The sequence below is a fragment of the Streptomyces sp. NPDC005799 genome (assembly GCF_040630525.1).
Taxonomy (GTDB): Bacteria; Actinomycetota; Actinomycetes; order Streptomycetales; family Streptomycetaceae; genus Streptomyces; species Streptomyces griseorubiginosus_B.
This window is the reverse complement of sequence record NZ_JBEXXQ010000001.1, coordinates 209,440-235,548: the sequence shown is the minus strand read 5'-3', so window position 1 is coordinate 235,548 and position 26,109 is coordinate 209,440. Positions and strand designations below refer to the sequence as shown.

Genomic DNA, 26,109 nt, shown 5'->3' with positions numbered 1-26,109 from the left:
GCCTTCCTCACCCACCCCGTCCCGCCCCTGGGAGACCTCGTCATGCCCGAAAAGTCCAGGAAAGTCGCCGCCGAAGTGACCCGGAAGACGGCCCTCGCGCTCGCCGCCTCCGCCTCCCTCGCCCTCCTCGCCACCGCCTGTACCGGACAGTCGAGCTCGGGTGCGAGCGACGACGCCTCCAAGGACACGACCATCAACTTCTGGCACGCCTGGAGCGCGCCGAACGAGGTGGCGGCCGTGAAGTCGCTGATCGCCGGCTTCGAGAAGGCCCACCCCAACATCCACGTCAACGTCGTCGGCAACATGACCGACGACAAGATCAACCAGGCGCTGCGCACGGGCGGCGACAAGGCGCCCGACGTCATCTCCTCCTTCACCACCAACAACGTCGGCAAGTTCTGCTCCTCGGGCGCACTGGTCGACCTCAACCCCTTCTTCAAGAAGGACGGCATCGACCCGGAGACGACGTTCCCGAAGGCGATGAACGAGTACACCCAGTTCAACGGCGACCGCTGCACGGTGCCGCTGCTGGGCGACGCGTACGGCCTCTACTACAACAAGACCGAGTTCAAGAAGGCCGGCATCACCAGCCCGCCGAAGACCTGGTCGGAGTTCGAGGCCGACGCCAAGAAGCTGACGATCCCCCAGGGCGACACATACAAGCAGCTCGGCTTCATGCCGGACTACCACGGCTGGGAGACGACGACCGAGCACTACTTCGCGCAGTTCTCGCCGACGTACTTCGACCAGAACGGCAAGTCCGACCTCGCCAAGGACCCGGCGTTCACCGCGGGATTCCAGCTGCAGAAGAAGCTCGTCGACGAGCTCGGCGGCTTCAAGAAGCTGGAGACCTACCGCTCCACGCTCGGCGACGAGTGGGGCAAGAAGCACCCCTTCCACACCGGCCAGGTCGCCATGCAGCTCGACGGCGAGTGGCGGCTGGGCATGGCCACGGAGGCCAACCCGAAGCTGGACATCGGCGTCGCCCCGCTGCCCGTCCCCGACGACCAGGCCGGCCAGTACGGCAAGGGCTACATCACCGGCACCATCGCCGGTGTCGCTGCCACCAGCAAGAAGCAGAACGCGGCCTGGGAGTTCGTCAAGTACATCACCACGGACACCGACGCGGTGGTGAACTTCTCCAACGGCATCCACAACGTGCCCTCCACGCTGGCCGCGCTGAAGTCCCCGAAGCTGAAGTACGACCCGCGCTTCAAGACCTTCCTCGACATCGCGGCGAACCCGAACTCGAACACCAGCCCCGCCTCGATCAACGGCGGCTCGTACCTCGTGACCATCCAGAACTTCGGCTATGACTACGAGAGCGGAAAGGCCACCGACCTCAAGGCCGGCCTGGAGAGCGCGGCCAAGCAGATCGACACGGACATCGCGCAGGCGAAGTAGTCCGACGATGAGCACCATCACCTTGGCGTCGAAGCGCCGCCGGTCGGCGCTTCGGACCCTCGCCTTCATGTCGCCCTGGTTGATCGGCTTCGCGGTCTTCTTCGCGTACCCGCTGATCTCGACGGTCTACTTCTCGTTCATGCACTACGACGGCTTCAAGGCGCCGACGTGGAGCGGTACGAAGAACTGGACGTACGTCTTCGAGCACTACCCCTACTTCTGGCCCGCCCTGCGCAACACCCTGTGGCTGGTCGTCGTCATGGTGACCCTGCGAGTCGTCTTCGGGCTCGGCGTGGGCCTGCTGATCACCAAGATCAAGACGGGCACGGGAGTCTTCCGCACCCTGTTCTACCTGCCCTACCTCGCCCCGCCGGTGGCCGCGACCATGGCGTTCGCGTTCCTGCTCAACCCCGGTACGGGCCCGGTCAACTCGATCCTGGAGAAGGTCGGCATCCCGGCCCCCGGCTGGTTCAACGACCCCACCTGGTCCAAGCCGGCCCTCACCCTGCTCGCCCTGTGGGGCATCGGCGACCTGATGGTCATCTTCATGGCCGCGCTGCTCGACGTCCCGCAGGAGCAGTACGAGGCCGCCGAGCTGGACGGCGCCTCGGCCTGGCAGCGGTTCCGGTACGTGACCCTGCCCAACATCTCGCCGATCGTGATGTTCGCGGTCGTCACCGGCGTGATCCAGACCATGCAGTACTACACCCAGCCGCTGATCGCCGGGAAGGTCGCCTCGGGCGTGATCCAGGGCGCCGGCACCCAGTTCGAGCCCGGCTACCCGGAGAAGTCCACGCTGACCCTCCCGCAGCTCGTCTACAACCTCGGATTCCAGCGCTTCGACTACGGCTCCGCGTGTGTCGTCGCCCTCGTCCTGTTCGTCCTGTCCATGGTGTTCACCGCGTTCCTGATGCGGCGCCGGGGCGGTCTCAACCTGGCAGGTGACTGACCATGGCCCAAGTGCTGGACAAGCCGGTGCAGGTGCACGCCCCGGTCTCCCCCGCCGAACGCACGGCCCGCCGCAGGTCGCTCTTCGAGTGGATCGCCATCCACTCCCTCGGGGTGGCGGCCGCGCTCTTCTTCACCCTGCCGTTCGTGTTCGTCTTCCTGACCTCGCTGATGAGCGACAGCCAGGCGCTCAGCCGGGACCTGATCCCGCACACCTGGGAGTGGGCCAACTACAAGAAGGTCTTCGACACCCCGGGCTTCCTCACCTGGTGGAAGAACACGCTGATCTACGCGGGACTCGGGACGGTCCTCACCGTCGTCTCGTCGATCCCCGTGGCCTACGCGCTCGCCAAGTTCCGCTTCCGGGGCCGCAATCTCGCCCTGATGCTGGTCATCTCGATGATGATGCTGCCGCCGCAGGTGATCATCATTCCGATGTACCTGTTCTGGGCGAAGCAGCTGGACCTGTCGGGCACGCTGTGGCCGCTGATCATCCCGATGGCCTTCGGCGACGCGTTCTCCATCTTCCTGCTGCGCCAGTTCCTGCTGACCATCCCGAACGAGTACGTCGACGCGGCCAAGGTCGACGGCTGCGGCGATCTGCGCACCCTGCTCAAGGTCGTCATCCCGATGGCCAAGCCCGGCATCGCCGCCGTCGCCCTGTTCCAGTTCTTCTACGCCTGGAACGACTACTTCGGCCCGCAGATCTACGCCTCGGAGAACCCGGGCGCGTGGACGCTGAGTTACGGCCTGGAGTCCTTCAAGGGCGCGCACCACACCGACTGGAACCTCACCATGGCCGCGACCGTGCTGGTCATGGCCCCCGTGATCCTCGTGTTCTTCTTCGCCCAGAAGGCGTTCGTCGAAGGCGTCACGCTCACCGGAGTGAAGGGTTAGACACTTCATGAAACTCACCGTGGTCGGCGGAGGGTCGACCTACACGCCCGAACTCATCGACGGCTTCGCCCGGTTGCGCGACACCCTGCCCATCGAGGAGCTGGTGCTGGTCGACCCGGCCGCCGAGCGCCTCGAACTGGTCGGCGGGCTCGCCCGGCGCATCTTCGCCAAACAGGGCCACAGCGGCCGTGTCGTCACCACCTCCGACCTGGACGCCGGCGTCGAGGGCGCCGACGCGGTGCTGCTGCAGCTGCGCGTCGGCGGTCAGGCGGCACGCGAGCAGGACGAGACCTGGCCGCTGGAGTGCGGCTGCGTCGGCCAGGAGACCACCGGCGCGGGCGGTCTCGCCAAGGCGCTGCGCACGGTGCCGGTGGTGCTGGACATCGCCGAACGGGTGCGCCGTACCAGCCCCGACGCCTGGATCATCGACTTCACCAACCCGGTCGGCATCGTCACGCGCGCGTTGCTGCAGGCGGGCCACAAGGCGGTCGGCCTGTGCAACGTGGCGATCGGCTTCCAGCGCAAGTTCGCCAACCTGCTCGGCGTCTCGCCCGCGGACATCCACCTCGACCATGTCGGCCTCAACCACCTCACCTGGGAGACCGGCGTCCGCCTCGGCGGCCCCGAGGGCGAGAACGCGCTGCCCAAGCTGCTGGCCGAGCACGGCGACGCCATCGCCGCCGACCTGCACCTGGTCCGCGAGATCCTCGACCGCCTCGGCGTGGTCCCCTCCTACTACCTGCGCTACTACTACGCGCACGACGAGGTCGTCCGCGAACTGCGCACCAAGCCGTCCCGGGCCGCCGAAGTGGCCGAGATGGAACGGCAGTTGCTGAAGATGTACGGCGACCCGGCCCTGGACGAGAAGCCGGAGCTGCTCGCCAGACGGGGCGGCGCGTACTACTCGGAGGCGGCCGTCGACCTCGCGGCCTCGCTGCTGGGCGCGGGCGGATCGCCGTACCAGGTGGTCAACACCTACAACCGGGGCACGCTGCCCTTCCTGCCCGACGACGCGGTGATCGAGGTGCAGGCGGCGGTCGGCGTGAAGGGGGCGACGCCGCTGCCGGTGGCCGCCGTGGACCCGCTGTACGCGGGCCTGACGGCGAACGTCACCGCCTACGAGGAGCTGGCTCTGGAGGCGGCCCTGCGGGGCGGCCGGGACCGGGTGTTCCGGGCACTGCTCGCCCACCCCCTCATCGGCCAGTACGAGTACGCCGAGAACCTCACCGACCGACTGATCGCACACAACCGGGAGCACCTCGCGTGGGCATGACCGCACGTGTCCTCGCCGTCGACGCGGGCAACAGCAAGACCGACGTGGCGGTCGTCGCGGACGACGGGACCGTCCTGGCCACGGCCCGCGGCGGCGGGTTCCGGCCGCCGGTGGTGGGCGTCGAGACGGCCGTGGACGCCCTGGGCGACGCGGTCGGCCGGGCCTTCGCCGCCGCCGGCGTGGAGTCCGCCGACCATGTCTCCGCCTGTCTCGCCAACGCCGACTTCCCCGTCGAGGAGGAGCAGTTGGCGGCCGCGCTGCACGCGCGCGCGTGGGGCACGTCGGTGGAGGTCCGCAACGACACCTTCGCCATCCTGCGCGCGGGCATCACCGAGCCGCGCGGGGTCGCCGTGGTCTGCGGTGCCGGCATCAACTGCGTCGGCATGCGCCCCGACGGCCGTACCGCCCGTTTCCCCGCGCTCGGCCGGATCTCCGGTGACTGGGGCGGCGGCTGGGGCCTGGCGGAGGAGGCCCTGTGGCACGCCGCGCGCGCGGAGGACGGCCGGGGCGAGGAGACGGAACTGGTCCGCGCACTCCCGGCCCACTTCGGCTACGCCACCATGCTCGCGCTGATCGAGGCGCTGCACCTGGAGGAGGTCGAGCCGGTACGCCGGCACGAGCTGACGCCGGTGCTGTTCGCGACGGCCGCGGACGGCGACCCGATCGCCCGCGCGCTGGTGGACCGGCTGGCGGACGAGGTGGTCACCATGGCGACGGTCGCACTGACCCGTCTGGACCTGCTGGAGGAGGAGACCCCGGTCCTGCTCGGCGGCGGCGTCCTGGCCGCCCAGCATCCCCAACTGAGCGACGGCATCAGGGACTTGCTGGCGGTCCGCGCACCGAAGGCGGTGGCCCGAGTGGTCACGGCGAGCCCGGTGCTGGGCGCGGCGCTGCTAGGCCTTGACCGGGTGGGAGCGCAGAGGGAGGTGCACGAGCGGGTACGGGCCCGTTTCGAGGGCTAAGCGCTCCGCTGGAAGTGCCGCGCTGTGTCGTCGGTCGTCCGCGGCGCCGTCGTGGCCGTTCGCGCAGTTCCCCGCGCCCCTTCGGGGGCGCTACCGAACCGCAGCGGACTTCACCAGGTCCGCTCAGGGTCTGGTGCGCGCGGCAGGCGTCACTCGCGCAACAGGCCCCGTGCCCTGCTGGAACCCCGGTCCTCCCCCACGGGAACCGAACTGATTCCGTCGGCGTATTCATGGGCAGGGGGTGGTGCGGGACGCTGTGTCGTGCGCCGGTGGGACGGCGAAGGCACTGCGATCCGATCAAGATCCCGTGAAGGCCGGTGCGGATGTCGGCCCCGGCGGTGATACTTGCGGCGAAGGATGACCATGGGGGAGGTCAACAGTGACACACCCGCCGAAGAGCAGCGCGGCGCCACCGGGATCCGGTGTGCCCACGATGCCGGCCGTACCACCGCAGCCGGGCCCGCCCGAACCCCCCACCCCGCCGGGCCCCGCCGCCGTACCCGAGCCCGGTGCCGCGCGCCGCACCGCCTTCGCCGAGGGCGTCGACCGGTTGCGCGCGGCCGCCACCACCGAACCGGGGCGGCTGCGCATCATCGGCGCGCTGCTCGCCCTGCTCGTCGTCGCCTTCGGGGCGGTCACCGCCTGGCAGATGACGGACCGGTCGAACGCCGCGAACGACGTCCTCACCCGCAGTCAGCCGCTCAGCTCCGACGCGGCCGACATCTACCGCTCCCTCGCCGACGCCAACACGGCCGCCGCCAGCGGCTATCTGGCGGGCCCGCAGGAGAAGCCCCAGGTGCGCAAGGGGTACGAGACCGACATCCGCACGGCCGCCGACAAGCTCGTCACGGCCGCCTCCAACTCCGAGCCGGGCTCCGCGTCGGAAACGGCCATCTCCCAGCTCAACGAACTGCTGTCGCGGTACAAGGGCCTCGTCGAGACGGCCCGCGCCAACAACCGGCAGGGCTACCCGGTGGGCAGTGCCTACCTGCGCGCGGCGAACGAGATGATGCAGCAGCAGATGCTGCCGAAGGCCCAGGCCCTGTACGACCGGGAGAACCAGCGGCTGAACTCCGACTACGCGGACGCCAAGGCCTTCCCCTGGGGGGCGATCGGCCTCGGCGTCGTCCTCCTCGCCGCACTGGCCTGGGCCCAGCGGCGCAACTTCCTGCGCACCAACCGGGTGCTCAACCACGGCCTGGTCACCGCGTCGGCGGCCTCCGTGGTGGTCCTGCTCTGGCTGGTCGTCGGCCACACCGTCGCCCGTATGGGCCTGAACGACTCCTATGACCACGGCGTCCGCTCCCTGAACGTCCTGCACGACGCCCGGATCGCGTCCCTGACCGCCCGCAGCGACGAGAACCTCAGCCTGATCCGCCGCGGCGCCGACACCAAGGCCGTGGGCGAGACCACGGTGGACGCGTACTCCTGGGGCTACGACGACCAGATCGGCAAGCTCGCCAAGGCCCTGAACAAGGCGGACGGCCTCGCCGACGACTCGGCGGGCAGGAAACCGGTGAAGGACGCCAACAGCTTCATGCAGGCGTGGAAGGACCGGCACGGCGTCGCCCAGAGTCTGAACGACAAAGGCGAGTACCAGGAGGCCCGCGACAAGGTCATCGGCGTCGGCAAGGACCCGACGAGCGTGTGCTTCGACAACGTCGACGCGGCGATCAAACAGGCCCTCGACCATGAGCAGCACGAGTTCAAGCAGGCCGCGAGCGGCGGCCGGGACGCGCTGACCGGACTGCCGTACGGCGCGGCGGTCCTCGCCGTGCTCGGCGCGGCGGGCGCGGTCCTCGGCATCGGCCGCAGGCTGTCGGAATACCGGTGAGGGGGGCGCGACCATGAACGCACAGCGTGTGACACGGCGTCTGCGTCTGACAGGGCGTCTGCGGTCCGGTCTGAGGGGCTGGGGCGGGGTCGGCGCGATGGCGGCCGTCTGCGCCCTCGCCGTGGCCTTCGCGCTCCTGCTGCCGCTGACCCAGTCCGACGGCGCCGCGAGCGGCGGCGAACAGCGCCTCGCGCACGGCACCCAGGCGAAGGCCGAGGACTGCCCGGACCCGCAGAACCAGAGCCTCTCGCCGTCCGGCGGTGACGGCAGCACACCCAACATCGACAGGATCAAGAAGGACCGCCGGCTGATCGTCGGCGTCGACACCAACAGCTACCGCTGGGGCTACCTCAACCCCAACAACGTCAAGGGCGAGCTGGAGGGCTTCGACATCGACCTGGCCCACCAGATCGCCAAGGACCTCCTCGGCGATCCGGACCTTGTCTCCTTCAAGGCCATACCGACCAACCAGCGCATCCCGGCGATCCAGCACGGCGACGTCGACATGGTCGTACGCACGATGACGATCACCTGCAAGCGGCTGAAGGAGGTCGCCTTCTCCGCCCCGTACTTCAGCACCGGCCAGCAGGTCCTCGCCCCCAAGACCTCGACGATCACCGGGTACAACGATTCCCTCGCGGGCAAGAAGGTCTGCTCGGCGAAGGGCTCCACCGCCTACGACAACCTCAAGGTGGACCGGGGGGACAAGATCCCCGCCTCCACCGACATCTCCACCCAGGTGCCCAACCAGCTCGACTGCCTGGTGAAGCTCCAGCTCGGCGAGGTCGACGCGGTGGTGACCGACGGTGCCCTCGCCGCCAGCCAGGCCGCCCAGGACCCCACGGTGGAGCTCAAGGGCCGCCCGTTCACCCACGAGTTCTACGGCGTGGCGATGAAGCTGGATGCCCAGGATCTGGTACGCCAGGTCAACCGCACCCTGGAGAACTACATCAAGAACGGCGGCTGGCAGGCGTCGTACGCGAAGTGGCTGCACCCGACCCTGGACCAGCCCGGCCAGAAGTCTGACTCGGCGACCCCTCCCGAAGCGCACTACAAGTGACCGAACATCGAGACTGACAGGCAGCACCAGGACCACGACAGCAGCGAGAGGTGATCGATGGGCGTCACGGACCCCGCCGGGCCGGTGATGGACCGGGACGAGGTGGACCGTGCGCTGGCGCGGCTCGGCGCGGAGCACGAGGCGATCGAGACCTCGCTGCTCGCCCTGCAGGACCACGCGGGCCGCAGGCTCCTGGAGGGCGCCGAGCTCACCGGCGTCACCAAGGAGCGCTGGACGACCGCGGAGGCGTCCATCACGCTGCTGTGGGCGTACTTCGACGCGTACACCGACACCCTGCGCTCGGCCCGGGACATCCGTTCCCGGCGCCGCTGGTCCAGCCGCGAGGACCTGGTGGAGCTGACCGAGCTGCTGCGCGGCGCCTCGGTCACGGTCGCGGGCTCGACGACCGCCACGGCGAACGCGCCGACGCTGCACGGCGCTCCGGGCAAGCTCAGCGAGCAGTTCTCGCTCTCCGACCTGGTCGACCGGATGAACGACCTGTACGCGACGAGCCTGGACATGGTCGTCGCCGCCGACGCCGTCTGGTCGGCGCTGCCCGCCCGGATCGATTTACTGGCCGCCGAACTCCAGCGCACCCGCAGGCTCGCCCACTCCGTCGGCGTACGCCCCGGCGAGCACCCGGCGGGCGACGACCTGGAACGCATCACCCGCACCCTGACGTCCCTGCGCGAGCAGGTGATCTCCGATCCGCTCGCCTACTGGGTCCCCGCGCAGGGCAGTTCGGCACCGGGCGGCGGCCGCCCGGACACCACGGTGTACGACCGTGAGGCGCGCGCCCTTGAGGACGTGCGCCGGGAGATCGACGCCGTGCTCACCGTCCGCCAGGACGCCGAGCAGCGGCTGGTGAAGCTGCGGGACGTGCTCTCCCGCGCGGACCGCACCCTCGCGGAGGCGCGCACCGCGCGCGGGGAGGTCCTGGCGAAGATCGCCGCGACGGAGGTGCCCGTGGTCAGCGGCCCGCCGACCGCGCTGCAGGAGCAGCTGGCGACGGCCGCCGAGTACCGCAGACACGCCCAGTGGCACCGGCTGTCCCCGCTCCTGGAGTCCCTGGAGCAGAAGGCGGAGGACGAACTGCTGCGCGCCCGCGAGTCGTTGACCGCGGTCACCGCTCCACTGGCGGTCCGCGCGGAGCTGCGCGGCCGGCTCGACGCGTACAAGGCGAAGGTGGCCCGGCACGGGCTCGCGGAGGACCCGTTCCTGATCGAGCGGTACGACGCGGCCCGGCGCATGCTGTGGAGCGCGCCCTGCGACCTGCGGGTCGCCGAACAGGCCGTGCTGCGCTACCAGCGGGCGGCCGCCGAGGCCCTGGGCGGCCCGCGCGTGCCGGAGCAGGGCACACCGTGGGATCGTCAAGATCACAGGGGTGAGTCGTCATGAGTCGGGGGGAGTCATGAGCCAGGCACAGCAGACCTGTCAGCGGCCCGACTGCGAGGGCACGTACGAGGACGTCGGCGGCGGCGCGCTGTACTGCGACACCTGCGGACACGCGCCGGTCGTCTCGGGCGACGGCATGGTCTCCTCGCCCGCCACCGGCATCACCGGCGGCGGCAAGGGCTCGCAGAGCAGTGGCAGTTCACGCTCCAGCAGCCGCAGTTCCCGTACGTCCTCGCAGTCGTCGAAGTCGCGGCGCTCGGTGTCGGGACGCCTGTCGCGCGCCCTGTCCGGCAGGACGACCGGCCGCTCGGTGTCGGTGCGCAGCTCCGGCTCCTCCACCAACACCTCCGGCCGGGGCCGGCTGGGCGCCGGCCTGGTGCAGGTGCCGGACGTGCCGCGGCCCGACCCGCGCGCCATGGTGCAGGACAACCCCGAGGTGCCCGAGCGCAAGCGGTTCTGCTCGCGCTCCGACTGCGGGGCGCCGGTGGGCCGTTCGCGCGGCGACCGGCCGGGCCGCACCGAGGGCTTCTGCACCAAGTGCGGGCACCCGTACTCGTTCGTGCCGAAGCTGAAGGCCGGCGACGTGGTGCACGGCCAGTACGAGGTCGTGGGCTGTCTGGCGCACGGCGGGCTCGGCTGGGTCTACCTCGCCGTGGACAAGGCGGTCTCCGACCGCTGGGTGGTCCTCAAGGGCCTGCTGGACACCGGCGACCAGGACGCGATGGCCGCGGCGATCTCCGAGCGGCGCTTCCTCGCCGAGATCGAGCACGCCAACATCGTGCGGATCTACAACTTCGTGGAGCACCTGGACCAGCGCACCGGCTCCCTCGACGGCTACATCGTCATGGAGTACGTCGGCGGCAAGTCCCTGAAGGAGATCGCCAACGGCCGCCGCACGCCGGACGGCAAGCGCGACCCGCTGCCGGTGGAGCAGGCGTGCGCGTACGGCATCGAGGCGCTGGAGGCGCTCGGCCATCTGCACAGCCGCAACCTGCTGTACTGCGACTTCAAGGTCGACAACGCCATCCAGACCGAGGACCAGCTCAAGCTGATCGACATGGGCGCCGTGCGCCGCATGGACGACGACGAGTCGGCGATCTACGGCACGGTGGGCTACCAGGCGCCGGAGGTCGCCGTCGACGGCCCCTCGGTCGCCTCCGACCTGTACACGGTGGCCCGCACGCTGGCCGTGCTGACCTTCGACTTCCAGGGCTACACGAACGTCTTCGTGGACTCCCTGCCCGACCCGGACAACATCGAGGTCTTCCGCCAGTACGAGTCGTTCTACCGGCTGCTGGTCCGCGCCACCGACCCCGACCCGGCCCGCCGCTTCGCCTCCGCGCAGGAGATGGCCGAGCAGCTGACCGGCGTGCTCAGAGAGGTCGTATCGCTCCAGACGGGCCGCGCCCGGCCCGCCCTGTCGACCCTGTTCGGGCCCGAACTGCGGGTGACGGACACGGAGTTGTTCCCCAAGCTGGAGGGCGACGTCTCCCGGCTCGGGGCCCGCGCCGTGCAGCCGAAGAAGAACCAGCACTCCCAGCTGTCGGCCACCCCGGGTGGTGGCCCGGGCATCGTCAAGCCGGTCAACTCCCCCGCCGCCGCCCTCGCCCTGCCGGTCCCCCGGGTCGATCCCGCCGACCCCAACGCCGGTTTCCTCGCGGGGCTGCTCGCGACCGCGCCGGCCGAACTGCTCGGCGCGCTCGCGGCGGCGCCCTCGTCCTCGGTGGAGACCCGGCTGCGGCAGATCAGGGCCTGGCTGGAGAACGGCGACTCCGAGGCGGCGCTGACCTCGCTGACCACGCTGGAGGGGGAGCGGCCCGACGACTGGCGGGTGGTCTGGTACCGGGGCGTGGCCGCGCTGGTCACCGACGACCACGAGGGCGCCGCGCTCGCCTTCGACGCGATCTACGACGCCTTCCCCGGGGAGACCGCGCCCAAGCTGGCCCTCGGCCTGTGCGCGGAGGTGCTCGGCCAGCTGGACAACGCGGCCGAGTACTACCGCCTGGTGTGGTCGACCGACCCGAGCTGTGTCAGCGCCGCCTTCGGGCTGGCCCGGGTCCAGCTGGCCGGCGGCGACCGGCGCGGCGCGGTACGGACGCTGGAGTCGGTGCCGGAGTCGTCCATCCACTACACCGCCGCGCGCGTGGCGGCCGTACGGGCGAGGCTGCGTCAACGCACGGCCGTCGCCTCCGACGCGCCGTTCCTGGAGGATCTGACGGCCGCCGCCGGGCAGGTCGAGGCGCTGGACGCGTACGGTCTGGACCCGGCCCGCAGGGAGCAGTTGTCCGCCGAGGTCCTCGGCTCGGCGCTGGACTGGATACTCTCCGGGGGCCAGGGTTCCGCGTCCGCCGACCGGCGCGTGCTCGGCAACGACCTGGACGAGCGGGGACTCCGCTTCGGCCTGGAGCGCTCGTACCGCACGCTGGCCCGGCTGGCGCGGGGCGGCGAGGAGAGGATCGACCTGGTGGAACGTGCCAACCGTTACCGCCCCCGGACGTGGGTGTAGTTGATGTCGCAGATGCCCCAGCTGTCCGCCTGTCCGAGCTGCGAGTGGCCGCTCGAGTCGGGTGACCGTTTCTGCGGTGCGTGCGGATTCGACCTGTCCGCGGTGCCGCCGCGGCCGGACGACCATCCCACGATCGCGCTCAACGGCTCGCCGCCCCCGGGCGAGGACGTGAACTGGCCGACCGTGCCCGCACCGGGCGCCGACACCCCCACGGCCACGCATCGGCCCACCGATCTGCGCGGCACGGACTCCGGCGGCGGCTCGCTGCCCCAGGAGCGGCCGACCGGGTCGCCGGTCTCCCCTGCCTCCGGCGTGCGCTTCGACCGGCCGCCGGAGCCCGAGGAGTACCCGCTGCAGGCCCCCGACCCGCGCCTGGCCGACCTCGCGGCGGGCGGGGAGGTCAAGCTGTGCGTGGCCTGCCGCTCGGGCCGGGTGGACAGCGACGGCTACTGCGAGAACTGCGGGCACGCCCAGCCGCGGGAGCGCGACCACATGGAGCAGGAGTGCGGCCCGGCCGCCGCCGTCAGCGACCGCGGACTGCGCCACCACCGCAACGAGGACGCCTTCGGCATCGGCCACACCGCCCTGCCCGACGGCACCCCCGCGACGCTCGCGATCGTCTGTGACGGCGTCTCCTCGGCGACCCGGCCCGACGACGCCTCCCTCGCCGCCGCCGACGCCGCCAGCGAGTCCCTGCTGGCCGCGCTGCCCCGCGGCACCCACCCGCAGCAGGCGATGCACGACGCGATCGTCGCCGCCTCGCACGCGGTCAACGCCCTGGCCGCCGAGCCGGCCACGGCCCGCGAGCACTCCCCGCACCAGAACGCGCCCGCGTGCACCATCGTCGGCGCGGTCGTCACCGCCGGTCTGCTGGTCGTCGGCTGGGTCGGCGACAGCCGTGTCTACTGGGTGCCGGTGGACCGCACCTCACCACCGGCCCGGCTCACCGAGGACGACTCCTGGGCGGCGCAGATGGTCGCCGCGGGCCTGATGAACGAGGCCGAGGCGTACGCCGACGAGCGCGCCCACGCGATCACCGGCTGGCTCGGTGCGGACGCCTACGAACTGGAGCCGCACACCGCTTCCTTCAAGCCGGACCGGCCGGGTGTAGTGGTGGTGTGCACGGACGGGCTGTGGAACTACGCGGAGGCGGCGGAGGAGATGGCCGAGGCCCTGCCCGCCGACGCCGCCGTGCGGCCGCTGCACAGCGCGCAGGTCCTGGTCGGTCACGCACTGGACGGCGGGGGCCACGACAACGTAACAGTGGCCCTCGTGCCGTTCCCGGCCGTGTCCCAGGGGGCAGGATCGGCCTGAGGCCGCTTACGGGGAGGTCTCGGCGGACCGGAGGGGACCGGTCCGCATACAGTCGTCACCTCGCGGACGCGGGGTTCTCGAGGGGGATTTGAGTACGCATGGCCAATTTCTCGAAGTCCAACGTGCCGACGTTCTCGATGGACGTGTACCAGAACGAGTACCTGCCCGAGGGCGGCCGGGAGGTCAACGCGATCGTGACGGTGACCGCGACCGGCGGCGGCACGCTCGGCAGCGCGGTCGCGGCACCCCATCTCTACTCGCGCGGCCAGGGTCCGTCCGCGGCGGTGGCGGTCATGGTCGACTGCTCCGGCTCGATGGACTACCCGCCGACCAAGATGCGCAACGCCCGCGACGCGACGGCCGCGGCCATCGACACCCTGCGCGACGGGGTGCACTTCGCGGTCATCGGCGGCACGCACGTGGCCAAGGAGGTCTACCCGGGGGGCGGCCGGCTCGCGGTCGCCGACGCCGGCACCCGGAGCCAGGCGAAGGAGGCGCTGCGCAAGCTGAGCGCGGGCGGCGGCACGGCCATCGGCACCTGGCTGCGGCTGGCCGACCGGCTGCTGTCCACCGCCGACGTCGCCATCCGGCACGGCATCCTGCTCACCGACGGCCGCAACGAGCACGAGTCGCCGACCGACCTCAAGCGATCGCTCGACGACTGCGCCGGACGGTTCACCTGTGACGCACGGGGCGTGGGCACCGACTGGGAAGTGAAAGAAGTCACAGGGATCGCCTCCGCCCTGCTCGGCACCGCCGACATCGTCGCCGACCCGGCCGGTCTCGCCGCCGACTTCACGCAGATGATGGAGAAGGCGATGGGCAAGGAGGTCTCCGACGTCACCCTGAGGGTGTGGACGCCGGTGGGCACCACCATCAAGTTCGTCAAGCAAGTGGCGCCCACGGTCGAGGAGTTGACCGACCGCCGCACCGAGGCCGGCCCGCGGGCGGGCGACTACCCCACCGGTTCCTGGGGCGACGAGTCCCGCGACTACCACGTCTGCGTCGAGGTCCCCTCCGCCGGCATCGGCCAGGAGATGCTCGCCGCCCGGGTCTCCCTCGTCATCCCGCAGCCCGACGGAAGCGCCGAGAACCTGGGCGCCCAGGGCCTGGTACGGGCCGTGTGGACCGACGACATGGCGGCCTCGACGTCGATCAACCCGCAGGTCGCCCACTACACCGGGCAGGCCGAACTGGCCCAGGCCATCCAACAGGGACTGGATCTCCGCAAAGCGGGCGATTTCGATGGAGCCACGGCCAAACTGGGCCGGGCCGTGCAGCTCGCCAGTGCCTCCGGAAACGCGGATACTGCGAAACTGCTTGCGAAGGTGGTGGACGTCGTCGACGCCGCGACGGGTACTGTGCGACTGAAGGCGAAGGTCGAGGAGGCCGACGAGATGACTCTCGAAACCCGGTCCACAAAGACTGTTCGTGTAAAGAAGTGACGTATCACCCGCCGAGTACGACCCTCCTACGACCGTAGGACCCTGAAGGAGAGGGGGAGGCGCCGACATGCCGACCTGCCCGAACGGACACCAGTCGGGTTCCGACGACTGGTGCGAGGTCTGCGGTCACCGCATGGCCGGTGCCGTGCCTCAGCCCCCGCCCCCGCCGCCGGGCGGTGGCTACGGCTTCCCGCCCCCGCAGGGCACCCAGCCCGGCGGGCGTCCGCACCTGTCCTCGGTCCCCGACCAGGAGCCGGAGCTGTGCCCGCAGTGCCGTACGCCCCGCGAGGGCGGCGCGCCCTTCTGCGAGGAGTGCCGGTGGAACTTCCTCACGAACACGGCCACCTCGTACACCCCGGCCGCCCCGCGCCCGCCGGCCCCCGGCCCGAACGCGCGCTACCAGCAGCAGCCGCCCGGCCCGTCGTACGGCGGCGGTGACTCGTACGAGTACCAGAGCTCCCGCCCGTCGCAGATGAACCGCCCCGCCGAACCGATCCCGCCCTTCGGCAGCGAGCCCTCCGGCCCGACCCCGTTCGGCAACGACCCCCGTCCCGGCGGCCCGTCGGCCTTCGGCAACGACCCGCGCCCGGGAGGCCCGTCGGGCCCCTCCGGCTTCGGCGAGGACCCGCGTCCGGGCGGCCCCGGCGGCCCGTCGGCCTTCGGCAATGACCCGCGGCCCGGCGGCCCGGGTGGCGGACCGTCCCCCTTCGGCAACGACCCCCGTCCCGGCGGCCCCTCCGGCTACGGCGACGACCAGCGCCTCGGCGGCCCGTCCCCCTTCGGGAACGACCAGCGCCTCGGCGGCCCGTCCCCCTTCGGGAACGACCCGCGCCCCGGAGGCCCGTCCGGCTTCGGCAACGACCCGCGTCCCGGTGGACCGGGCGGCCCCGGTGGACCGTCCAACTTCGGACCCGACCCGTCCCGTCCGGTCCCGCCGCCGCCCGGCCCGACGCCGACCACCGCTCCCGGTGGCCCCGGTGGCGGCCCACAGGGGTTCCAGGCCGGCCCGGCGGCACCGCCCGCGTTCCCGCAGGAGACGCGGCGGCCGCAGCAGGGCGGACCGTCCTTCGGCGGCGGTGAGGACGACTGGGTGATCTCCCCGCCGTCCTCCGGCCCCGGTGCCCCGGGCGGCCCCGGGCGTCCCGGCGGCGCAGGCGGCGGCTACGGCTACCCGCAGCCCGGCGCCACCCAGGCACCGCCCGGCCCCGGCTACGGGCGGCCGCAGGCGGGCCCGGCGACCTGGACGGCGACCATCGGTCCGGACCGCGACTACTTCATGGCGATGATGCAGCGCTCCGGCCCGGAGGCCGCGGGCCTGAACCTGCCCGCGTACTCGCCCGAGCAGCAGCGCACGCTGTCCGGCAACCAGATCACCATCGGCCGCCGCCGGCACTCCACCGGCGACACCCCTGACATCGACCTCTCGGTGCCGCCGGAGGACCCGGGCGTCTCGCACCAGCACGCGGTGCTGGTCCAGCAACCGGACGGCAGCTGGGCGGTCGTCGACCAGAACTCCACGAACGGCACGACGGTCAACGGCTCCGAGGAGCCGATCCAGCCGTTCGTCCCGGTCCCCCTGGTCGACGGCGACCGGGTCCACGTCGGCGCCTGGACGACGATCACGATCCGCAGGAACTAAGCGGACGTGGCGAAGTCCGCAGCGGTTCGGTAGCGCCCCAGAAGGGGCGCGGGGAACTGCGCGACCGGCCACGACGGCGCCGCGGACGACCGACGGCACAGCTCGGCACTTCCAGCGGAGCGCTTGGTCAGCGGCCGGGGAGGGGCCAGACGTACGGCCCCTCCGGGTCGTCCAGCCAGGCCCACTCCCCGCCGTCGCGGAACGTCACGCCGTAGCGGTCCCGGGTGGGCCGGCCCTCGCGTTCCCACAGGGTGTACGCCTCCTGGGGGTCGAGGCCGCCATCGGTCAGGGCGAGCAGGAAGCGGAAGAGGTCGTGGTCCCTGGCCCGGCGCGGGATCCCGTCCAGCGGGGCCGGCTCCGGCTCGGAGCGGCCGTCGCCGCGCAGCGGCACGAAGTAGGCGGCCGTGTCCAGGAAGCGGCCCTCGGCGCATCCGGTGTCCCGGACGGTCAGCGCGAGCAGTCCCGTCGCGAGCGGAGTCAGGATCCGGGCGCCCGGAGCGCACTGGGCGACCCAGGCGGACGGGACCGAGGTCAGCGTGCAGGTGGCGATGATCCGGTCGAAGGGGGCCCGCTCGGGCACTCCGCGCGCCCCGTCACCGGTCACGACGAGCGGGTGGTGCCCGGCGGCGGCCAGGTGCCGCCGGGCCGCGTCCGTGATGTCCGGGTACAGGTCGACGGTCGTGACCAGGTCGTCGTCGCCGAGCCGGTGGGCGAGCAGGGCCGCGTTGTAGCCGGTGCCGGTGCCGATCTCCAGGACCCGGTCGCCGTCCTCCACCCCGAGCTCGGCGAGCATCCGTGCCATGAGCGAGGGCTGGCTGCTGGAGGAGATCAGCTCGCCGTCGCGCAGTCGCGTGGCCAGCGGGGTGTCCGCGTACGCCCCGCGCACCCACGTCTCCCGGGCCGGCGGATCCGGGCTCTCTCCCCAGCGCCGCTCGTATCCGCCGCGGACGCCGACGTAGTAGTACGGCACGAACAGATGCCGGGGCACCGCCTCGAACGCCTCCCGCCACACCGGATCACCGGCCCAGGCCCCGCTCGCCTCGATCTCCCGCACCAGCGCGGTCCGCGCGGCGAGGGCGAGGTCGTCCAGGTCCTTGTCGAGAGCGTGCGCGCCCATACGTCCACTGTGCTGCGGGACGCGGCGCGAGGCGAGTACCGGAGCCGGCCGGTCCGAAGGCCCGCCGGTCCGCCGGTCCGCCGGTCCTAAGGCTCCAGTCCTGGTCCCCGGCGTCTGAGAGCATGGAGGGCGTGAAAGAGATCCGGCGCGGCACGCTTCAGACGCAGACCTTCTACGAGCAGGTCGGCGGGGAGGAGACCTTCCGCCGCCTCGTGCACCGTTTCTACGAGGGGGTGGCCGAGGATCCCGTCCTGCGGCCCATGTACCCCGAGGAGGACCTGGGCCCGGCCGAGGAGCGGCTCACGCTGTTCCTGATCCAGTACTGGGGCGGCCCGACGACGTACAGCGACAACCGCGGCCACCCCCGGCTGCGCATGCGCCACGCCCCCTTCGTCGTGAACCGCGAGGCCCATGACGCGTGGCTGCGGCACATGCGCGACGCCGTGGACGAGCTCGGTCTGTCCGAGGAGCACGAGCAGGAGCTGTGGCGGTATCTGACCTACGCGGCCGCCTCGATGATCAACGCTCCCGACCGAGAATGATCAACTCCCCGGACCGAGAATGATCAACCCTCCGGACTGAACCGGTCACGATCCGGTCAAGCTCGATCTACAAGCGCTTACCCCGCACCCCGCCCCTCTGACAGCATCGGCCGGAGGTCTGGACAACTTCCGGACGGCCACGGGGGGTCGGGGTGACGGCGTTGGGGGCGGTGACGCGTCTCGTCCTGCTGCGTGCGCGTGCCCACCGTCTGCTGCTCGCCGCCGCGCTCCTGACCGTCCTGCTGACCACGGCCGTCCTGGCCACCCTCACCGCCTACGCGGGCGCGATCGGCGACGCGGCCCTGCGCCACTCCCTGCAGAGCCCACGCAACGCGGCGGACAGCGCCCTCGTCGTCAAGGCCGAGGTGCCCGGTGACCGCCGTGAGGCCGCCGACACCGCCGTACGGCAGGCGGCGCGGCGCGTCTTCGCCGGCCTGCCGGTGACCGTGCGGGCGCTGGTGCGGTCGGGCCCCTACGCACTCCCCCGCTCGCTCCAGCCGCCGTCCGAGCGATCCGGGGATCCCGCGCTGACCTACCTCGCGGCCCTGGACGCGACGCAGATCCGGATCGTCGAGGGCCGGGCGCCCCGCGATGCCGCGCGGGGAGTCGAGGGGGCCCTACCGGAGACCGCCGCCCGGCGCCTCGGCCTGAGGCCGGGCGCGCGCCTCACCCTCGTCGACCGGCTCGGCGGCCCGAAGGTCCGGGTCACCCTGACCGGCGTGTACCGGCCCCGGGTGGCGGACGCGCCGTACTGGCAGCTGGACGACCTGGGTGGCCGGGGCATCAAGACGGTCGACTTCACGACGTACGGCCCCCTGCTCGCCGCCCCCGCGGTAGTGACAGGCGGCGGGGTGAGCGCCGGTCAGTCGGGCTGGCTGGCGTCCGCGGACTTCTCACGGCTGACGACCGCGCGGATCGGTGAGCTGCGCAAGGCGGCCCGTTCCGGCGGCGCGGCCCTGCGCGGGCAGTCCGCGCTCGGCGGGACCACGGAGGCGGCCACCGGCCTGCCCGACGTCCTCGACCGGGTCCAGCGCTCGCTGCTCGTCTCCCGTTCGACCCTGCTGATCATCGCGCTGCAGCTCGGCCTGCTCGCGGGCTGTGCGCTGCTCCTGGTGGCCCGGCTGCTGAGCGCCGAACGCAGCGCGGAGACACGGCTGTTGCGGGCACGCGGCGCCTCCCGCACCCGGATCGCGTCCTTCGCCGCTCTGGAGGCCTTGTTTCTGGCCCTGCCGGCCGTGGTGTGCGCCCCGCTGCTGGCGGCCCCGCTGACCCGGCTCCTGGCGAGGCAGGGTTCACTGGCCCGGATCGGACTGCACCTGGACGTGCCGGCGGGCGGCCGGCTCGGGGTGTGGCTGGTGGCGGCGGGCGTGGCATTGGGCTGCGCGTTCGCGGTGACGCTACCGGCACTGAGGGCCGAGGCATCCCCGGCGCGTGCGTTGCGGGGGCAAGGGCACACGAGCGGGGGCGCGCGGGCGCGACGGGGGCGGGGGCGCGCGGGCGCGAGTGCGGGTTTGCGGCTGGGATGGCGGCGCGCGGGCGCGAGTGCGGGTTGGGGGCTGGGATGGCGGCACACGGACGCAAGTGCGGGTTGGGGGCCGGGACGGCGGCACACGGACGCGAGTCCAGGTCTCCGGCCGGGACGGCGGCGCACAAGTTCAGGGCTCCAGCCAGGTGAGGGGCGCATGGGCCCGAGTGCAGGTCTTTCACCGGGCAAGACGCCCACGGACCTGAGCAAAGACCTCCCACCGGACAAGCCGCACACCGGCCCGAACGCCGACCTCTCGCTGGACAAGCCGCACACCGGCCCGAACGCCGACCTCTCGCTGGACAAGCCGCCCACCGGCCCGAACACCGACCTCCCACCGGACAAGCCGCCCACCGGCCCGAACACCGACCTCCCACCGGACAAGCCGCCCACCGGCCCGAACGCCGACCTCCCACCGGACAAGCCGCCCACGAGCCCGAGTACAGGTCTCCGGCCGCGACGGAGTCGACCCGGCGTCGATCCCGGTCCGCGGCCGGGGCGGGCGCAGGTACTGCCCGGTTCGGTGCGGGGCGGTGCGGATCTGGGGCTGCTGGCGGTGGCCGGGGTGGCGTACTGGCAGCTGGGGCGGCAGACCTCCGGCGCGGTGACCCCCGCCCGCTCCGGCACCCTCGGCATCGACCCGCTCCTCGTCGCCGCGCCCGCGCTGGCGCTGCTCGCGGGAACGGTGCTGACCCTCCGTCTGCTCCCGCTCGTGGCCCGGCTCGCCGAGCGCCGCGCGGCCGGCGGGCGCGGGCTGACGGCGGCGCTGGCCGGCTGGCAGCTCAGCCGCCGCCCGATGCGGGGCGCGGGCCCGGTACTGCTGCTGGTCCTCGCCGTCGCGCTCGGCATGCTCGCCATCGGCCAGGGCGCCTCCTGGACGCGCTCGCAGAGCGACCAGGCGGACTTCGCCGCGGGCGCGCCGGTCCGTGTCCTCGGCGCCGGCGAGGCAGGCCCCGGCCGCACGGAGGCGTACGCGGCCCTGCGCGGCGTACGCGAGACCGCGCCCGCCGTACGCGCCGAACTCCCGCTCTCCGGCGACCGTACGGCCGATCTGCTCGCCCTGGACACCGCGCACGCGGCGGACATGATGCTGCTGCGCCGGGACCTGTCCCCCGAGCCGGTACGGCCGCTGCTCGCGCCCCTGGGCCCGAGGACGGCGACAGTGGGAGCCCAAGTGCCCACCCACACCGTCCGGTTGGACGTGACGACGACCCTGCGCGGCTCAGGCGGCACCGGCACCTCGGCCGACGTGACAGCCACCCTGGAGGACCGCTACGGCACCCCGTACGCGGTCCCGGTGGGCGAACTCCCCGGCGACGGCCACCCGCACATCCTTGAACTGCCGCTCCCAGGTGAGCCGTTGAAGCTCACGGGCCTGCAACTGGTCGTGTCGGTACCGCGCGGCAGGTCCGAACAACACCGGCTCACGATCGGCGAGTTGACGGCGCACTCGGCGGACGGGTCGGCACGGAGCATCCCGCTGCCCACGTCCTGGAAGGTGTCCTCGTCGAGCGACGGGAACGTGTCCTCGCCCGACCCGAGAACCAACCCGGAGCCTCCGACGGTGAGTTCGTCGCCGCTGACGGTCGCGTACGGCACCGGGTACGTGCCGGTCGACGAACCCTGGGCCTCCGCCTCGCTGACGGTACGGGCCCAGGTCGCGCAGACCGCGCCGCCCGAGGTCACGGCGGTGGCGACCGACCGCTTCCTCGCCTCGGCCGGCGCACACACCGGACAGCGGGTGGACGTGACCCTCTCCGGCGAGACGGTGCCGGTGCGGATCGTGCGCTCCGTACGGGAGTTGCCGACGACCGGGGACGCGGACGGGGGCGCGCTGCTGGTGGATCTACGGGCGGTGAACCGGGTGCTGGAGGGGCGGTACGGGGTGAGTGTGACGCCGACGGAATGGTGGCTGCGGACCGACCCGGGCGCCACGGGCCGGGTCGCCGCGGCCCTGCGCGCGCTGCCTGACCTGGACCCCTCCCAGGTCGTCGTACGCGACGAGACGGCGGCGCAGCTGCGGGACGATCCGTTCGGCGCGGGGCCCGAGGCGGCGTTCGCGGCGGCGGCCGGGGTCGCGGCGGCCCTTGCCGCGGTCGGCTTCGCGGTCAGCGCGGCGGGCTCCCTGCGCGAGCGGGGCGCCGAACTCGCGGTCCTGCGCGCCCTGGGCGCGCCGCGCCGCCGGCTGGCCCGCATGATCGCCGTCGAGCAGGGCGTGCTGGTCGCGCTGGCGCTGGTGGTGGGGACGGCGCTGGGGACGGCGCTGGCGCGCGCGGTGATCCCGCTGATCGTCCTGACGACGGAGGCGACCCGCCCGGTGCCGGGCGTCCTGGTCCGGCTGCCGGTCGGGGACGTGGCGGTGCTGCTGGCCGCGGTGGCGGTGACGCCGCTCGTGGTGACGGCGGCGCTGGCGGTGCGGCGCGGGGACCCGGTGGTGTCCTTGCGGGAGCAGGGAGGCGAGTGAGATGAACTCGGTGCCGGCTCCCTGGGTGCGGACGCGGCTGCGCACCGCCCCCGTCGCCGCTCTCGCGCTCGCGCTGCTGGTGGCGGTGACCGCGTGTCTGGCGGCCGCGCTGCCGCGGGCGGTCGACCGGTACGAGGACGCCGGCCTGCGCCGGTCGGTCGACCGGGCCCGGCCACAGGCCACCAACGTGGCCGTGTTCGCCGAGCCACCCTCCGCCTATCTGTCGCCGCAGCGACGGGAGTTGGCGCTGAGCCCCGGGCGGCTCGGCATGCAGTACGCGGGGCTCCTGCGCGCCGTCCCGCGCCCGCTGGTCGCCGACCGCGCCCAGTCGACGTACGGCGTGCGCACCGCCGTACCGCTGCAGGTGCCGGATCTGTGGCTGCCGCGGCCGAGCGGCTTGCCGGCGCAGTTCTCCCTCGCCGCCCAGCAGGGCGTCGGCGCGCACGCCGAGAAGGTCACCGGCCGGCTGCCGCGGGCCACGGCTCCGGTGACGGCACAGACCCGTGACGTGGAGGCGGCCGTGACCGCCGAGACCGCCAAGTCCCTGCGTATCAAGGTCGGTTCGGTGATCCACGTACCCGGTGAGCGGCGTCTGGCCCTCGCCGTGCACATCACCGGCATCGTCACCCCGCGCGAACCGCAGGGCCCGTACTGGGCCAGTCAGCCCCTGCTGCGCACGCCCAGCCTGAACCGTGTGCCCGGCGGGGGCGCCGACGCCGCCCAGTACTGGCTGGGCGCCCTGCTGCTGGCTCCCGAGGCCGCCCCGGCGCTGCTGGGCACGCCCTCGGCCGCATGGCGCTACTGGCAGTTGGCCCCGGCGGATCTCCATCTGCACGCCTACCAGGTGGACCGCCTCCGCTCGGCCGTCGCCTCCCTGGAGTCCGGCCCGGCCCTGCGGCAGGTGCGCGCGCTGACCGACATGTCGGCGACCGTGAACACCGGCTTCGACGACATCCTCGGCTCCTTCACCGGTCTGCGCGACGGCGTCCGCCCGCTCGTCGCCGTCGCCGCCTTCGGCACGGGCACGGTCGCCGTGGTCGTGCTGCTGATGGCGGACGGTCTCGCCGCGGACCGCCGCCGCGCCGAACTGACCCTGCTGCGCGCCCGGGGCGCCTCCCTGCCCGGCCTCGCGGCCCGTCTGTCCGCCGAGACGGCCGTCGTCGCCGTCCCGGCGGGCGCCCTGGGCCTCGCGATCGCCCTGCTCGCCCTCCCCCACGCCCGCACCGGCCAGGCGGTGGCGTCCGCGGCGGCCGTCACCCTGCTGGCCTGTCTGACCCTGCCGCTGCGCGCGGTGGCCACGCACCACGCCGTACGGATCCACGCGGGCCGAGGGGACGTCACGTCCGTACGACCGTCCCGGCGCCGTACGGTCGCGGAGCTGACGCTGCTCGTGGTGACCCTGGGCGCGGTGGAGACCCTCCGTCGGCAGGGCACGGACGGCGATCAACTGGCCGCGCTGGCACCGGTGTTGGTGGGAGTGGCGGCCGCCCTGCTGCTGGTGCGTCTCTACCCGCTCCCGCTGCGCGCCCTGTCCCGCCCGGCCGCCCGGCTGCGCGGCACGGTGGCCCACCTGTCCCTGGCCCGGGCGGCCCGCACCTCCGCCTCCACGGCCCTCCCCCTGCTGGCGCTGCTCACGGCCCTCACCACGGCGGCCTTCGGCGGCTCGGTCCTGGCCGGCGTCCACGCGACCCGCGACCGGGCGGCCCTCCTCACGGTCGGTGCGGACGCCCGCGTCGAAGCGGCGACGGGAGCGCTGCCGACGGCCCTGCCGGACCGGGTCCGCCGGACGCCGGGTGTGCGGGGGACGGCCGCGGTGAGCATCGAGTACCAGGCGAAGCCCGGCGACCAGAGCACCTCGGTGCCGCTGGTGGGCGTGGACCCGCGCGGTTACGCCGAGTTGGCGTCCCGGACGGGGCTCGGCGTTTTCGGCGGGGGCGAGTTGACGGGCCGTTCGGCGGACGGCACGGTCCCGGCGGTGGCCTCCCCCTCCGTCGCCTCGCGCTACGGCACCCGGCCGCTGGCGGTCCGTCTGGAGGACGGCGGAACCATCACCGTCCGCATCACGGCGGTCCGCTCCCGCACGCCCGCGGTGATCGGCGACGACTTCCTGGTGGTGAACCGCACGGCCCTGACGCCCGCCACCCGCCGCCCCACCGCCCTCCTCCTCACCGGCTCCCACCTCGACGTCCCCGCCCTGCGCCGGGCCGTCGGCACCTCGGCGCCGCTGCAACTGCGTTCCGCCGAACGCGCCCGCTACGCCGACTCCCCGCTCCAGTCCGGCGCGGAACACGTCTACACGGCTGCGGTGGCGGCGGGGGCGGGTTACGCCGTCCTGTCCCTCCTCCTCACGCTCCTGCGTACCTCCCCCGAACGCACGGCCCTGCTGGCCCGGTTGCGCACGATGGGGCTCCCCCGTTCCGCCGGCCGCCGTCTGCTGGTCCTGGAGTCCCTGCCGCAAGCGGGGCTGGCGGCGCTGGGCGGCACCCTGACGGGGTGGGCGACGATCCGGCTCCTGTCCCCGGGGCTGGACCTGACGACGGTGGCGGTGGCCGGCCACCAAGCCCCGGTCGGGGACGCGGCGTTGCGCACGGACGTCTTCTCCCTGGTCCTCCCGGCGGTCACGATCGTGCTGGTGACGGTGGGAGTGGCGGGAGTCCAGGCGTGGTGGACGGGGCGACGAGGGACGGTCGGGGAGTTGCGGGCGGGAGATGCGCGATGAGGGAAGCCCTTCGGATGATGAGTGGTGGCCTTTGGACGACGAGTGGTGGCCTTCGGATGATTCGTGGTGCCCCTCGGATACCGACGCCGACAGCTGGGAGCGTGTGATGACAGGGACCGACCCCACCCTCGCCGACCTCGCGGCCCGCGCCCGGTCCGCCCGTGAGCAGCCCCTCTACGGCCAGGACGCGCTCATCACCTGCGACCGGCTGGTCCGCGTCTTCTCCACGGACGGCATCGAGGTCCAGGCCCTGCAAGGCCTCGACCTCCTCGTGCAGGAGGGCGAACTGATGGCCCTGGTGGGCGCGTCCGGCAGCGGCAAGTCCACCCTCATGAACATCCTCGCCGGCCTCGACACCCCCACGGCCGGAGCCGCCCGCGTCGCCGGGCAGGACCTCCTCACGATGACCGCGAAGGACCGCCTCACCTACCGCCGCAGCACCGTCGGCTTCGTCTGGCAGCAGACCTCCCGCAACCTCCTCCCCTACCTCACCGCGGCCCAGAACATCGCCCTCCCGATGCAGCTGGCCGGCCCGGGCAAGCGCCGTGAGCAGGCCGAACGCGCTCTGGAACTCCTGGAGTTGCTGGAGATCCCCGACTGCGGCGACCGCCGCCCGCACCAGCTCTCCGGCGGCCAGCAGCAACGCGTGGCGATCGCCGTGGCCCTCGCCAACGACCCCGCGGTCCTGCTCGCCGACGAGCCCACCGGCGAACTCGACTCCCACACCGCCGAGCAGGTCTTCGCCGCGTTCCGCACCGCGAACGAACGCCTCGGCACGACCATCGTGATCGTCACCCACGACCAGGCCGTGGCCGGGGAGGTCCGCCGCACGGTCGCCATCCGCGACGGCCGCACCTCCACGGAGGTCCTGCGCCGCAGCGAGGTCGACGAGACGACCGGCCACGAGACGGTGGTCGCCCGCGAGTACGCCATGCTGGACCGGGCCGGCCGCCTCCAGCTGCCCGCCGAGTACACACAGGCCCTGGGCATGCGCGACCGCGTGGCCCTCGAACTGGAACCCGACCACATCGCCGTATGGCCGGACGACAGCGACCGGACGTGAGG

At 72.8% G+C, this 26,109-nt stretch carries 17 protein-coding genes; 16 read left to right on the top strand and 1 reads right to left on the bottom strand.

Annotated features, from left to right (window positions below; all coding sequences use genetic code 11):
* The first annotated feature begins 42 nt into the window (after window positions 1-42).
* The 12 genes from ABZ453_RS00970 to ABZ453_RS00915 all read left to right on the top strand — a co-directional run bounded on the left by ABZ453_RS00970 (window position 43) and on the right by ABZ453_RS00915 (window position 16,677).
* Complete coding sequence (locus tag ABZ453_RS00970) at window positions 43-1,404, top strand: ABC transporter substrate-binding protein (RefSeq protein ID WP_359010246.1); 1,362 nt, start codon at window positions 43-45, stop codon at window positions 1,402-1,404.
* 7 nt (window positions 1,405-1,411) lie between these two features.
* The gene (locus ABZ453_RS00965; RefSeq protein ID WP_359010244.1) at window positions 1,412-2,353 is read left to right on the top strand and encodes a sugar ABC transporter permease; all 942 of its coding nucleotides are present in this window, start codon (window positions 1,412-1,414) and stop codon (window positions 2,351-2,353) included.
* 2 nt (window positions 2,354-2,355) lie between these two features.
* Window positions 2,356-3,249, top strand: a complete 894-nt coding sequence (locus tag ABZ453_RS00960; protein WP_133040938.1) for a carbohydrate ABC transporter permease — start codon at window positions 2,356-2,358, stop codon at window positions 3,247-3,249.
* A 7-nt stretch (window positions 3,250-3,256) separates the two neighbouring features.
* Complete coding sequence (locus ABZ453_RS00955) at window positions 3,257-4,522, top strand: 6-phospho-beta-glucosidase (protein WP_359010242.1); 1,266 nt, start codon at window positions 3,257-3,259, stop codon at window positions 4,520-4,522.
* The gene (locus ABZ453_RS00950) at window positions 4,513-5,484 is read left to right on the top strand and encodes a BadF/BadG/BcrA/BcrD ATPase family protein (protein ID WP_359010240.1); all 972 of its coding nucleotides are present in this window, start codon (window positions 4,513-4,515) and stop codon (window positions 5,482-5,484) included. The genes ABZ453_RS00955 and ABZ453_RS00950 overlap by 10 nt, the downstream gene beginning before the upstream one ends.
* Before the next feature lie 433 nt (window positions 5,485-5,917).
* Entirely contained in the window at window positions 5,918-7,318 is a 1,401-nt protein-coding gene (locus ABZ453_RS00945; RefSeq protein WP_359010572.1) for a hypothetical protein, read from the top strand.
* Between the two features lie 13 nt (window positions 7,319-7,331).
* On the top strand, window positions 7,332-8,378 hold the full coding sequence (locus ABZ453_RS00940) for a glutamate ABC transporter substrate-binding protein (protein ID WP_359010238.1): 1,047 nt from the start codon (window positions 7,332-7,334) through the stop codon (window positions 8,376-8,378).
* Window positions 8,379-8,435: 57 nt separating this feature from the next.
* Window positions 8,436-9,776, top strand: coding sequence for a hypothetical protein (locus tag ABZ453_RS00935; RefSeq protein WP_359010236.1), 1,341 nt, complete (start codon window positions 8,436-8,438; stop codon window positions 9,774-9,776).
* A 13-nt stretch (window positions 9,777-9,789) separates the two neighbouring features.
* On the top strand, window positions 9,790-12,279 hold the full coding sequence (locus ABZ453_RS00930; RefSeq protein WP_359010234.1) for a tetratricopeptide repeat protein: 2,490 nt from the start codon (window positions 9,790-9,792) through the stop codon (window positions 12,277-12,279).
* Entirely contained in the window at window positions 12,280-13,593 is a 1,314-nt protein-coding gene (locus ABZ453_RS00925; RefSeq protein ID WP_359010232.1) for a PP2C family serine/threonine-protein phosphatase, read from the top strand.
* Between the two features lie 98 nt (window positions 13,594-13,691).
* Window positions 13,692-15,038, top strand: coding sequence for a VWA domain-containing protein (locus tag ABZ453_RS00920; protein WP_359010230.1), 1,347 nt, complete (start codon window positions 13,692-13,694; stop codon window positions 15,036-15,038).
* 67 nt (window positions 15,039-15,105) lie between these two features.
* Window positions 15,106-16,677, top strand: coding sequence for an FHA domain-containing protein (locus ABZ453_RS00915; RefSeq protein ID WP_359010228.1), 1,572 nt, complete (start codon window positions 15,106-15,108; stop codon window positions 16,675-16,677).
* Between the two features lie 127 nt (window positions 16,678-16,804).
* Here the strand turns inward: ABZ453_RS00915 and ABZ453_RS00910 are convergent, their stop codons facing one another.
* A complete protein-coding gene (locus tag ABZ453_RS00910) occupies window positions 16,805-17,794 on the bottom strand; it encodes a methyltransferase domain-containing protein (RefSeq protein WP_359010226.1) in 990 nt (329 codons plus the stop codon).
* A 122-nt stretch (window positions 17,795-17,916) separates the two neighbouring features.
* Here ABZ453_RS00910 and ABZ453_RS00905 point away from each other — a divergent pair, with 122 nt between their 5' ends.
* The 4 genes from ABZ453_RS00905 (at window position 17,917) to ABZ453_RS00890 (ending at window position 26,107) form a co-directional block, all read left to right on the top strand.
* On the top strand, window positions 17,917-18,336 hold the full coding sequence (locus tag ABZ453_RS00905; protein WP_356768344.1) for a globin: 420 nt from the start codon (window positions 17,917-17,919) through the stop codon (window positions 18,334-18,336).
* 170 nt (window positions 18,337-18,506) lie between these two features.
* The gene (locus ABZ453_RS00900) at window positions 18,507-22,325 is read left to right on the top strand and encodes an FtsX-like permease family protein (protein ID WP_359010224.1); all 3,819 of its coding nucleotides are present in this window, start codon (window positions 18,507-18,509) and stop codon (window positions 22,323-22,325) included.
* A gap of 1 nt (window position 22,326) precedes the next feature.
* Window positions 22,327-25,044, top strand: coding sequence for an ABC transporter permease (locus ABZ453_RS00895; RefSeq protein WP_359010222.1), 2,718 nt, complete (start codon window positions 22,327-22,329; stop codon window positions 25,042-25,044).
* 106 nt (window positions 25,045-25,150) lie between these two features.
* Window positions 25,151-26,107 (top strand): ABC transporter ATP-binding protein, encoded by a 957-nt coding sequence (locus ABZ453_RS00890; RefSeq protein WP_359010220.1) that lies wholly within the window; start codon window positions 25,151-25,153, stop codon window positions 26,105-26,107.
* Window positions 26,108-26,109: the final 2 nt, after the last annotated feature.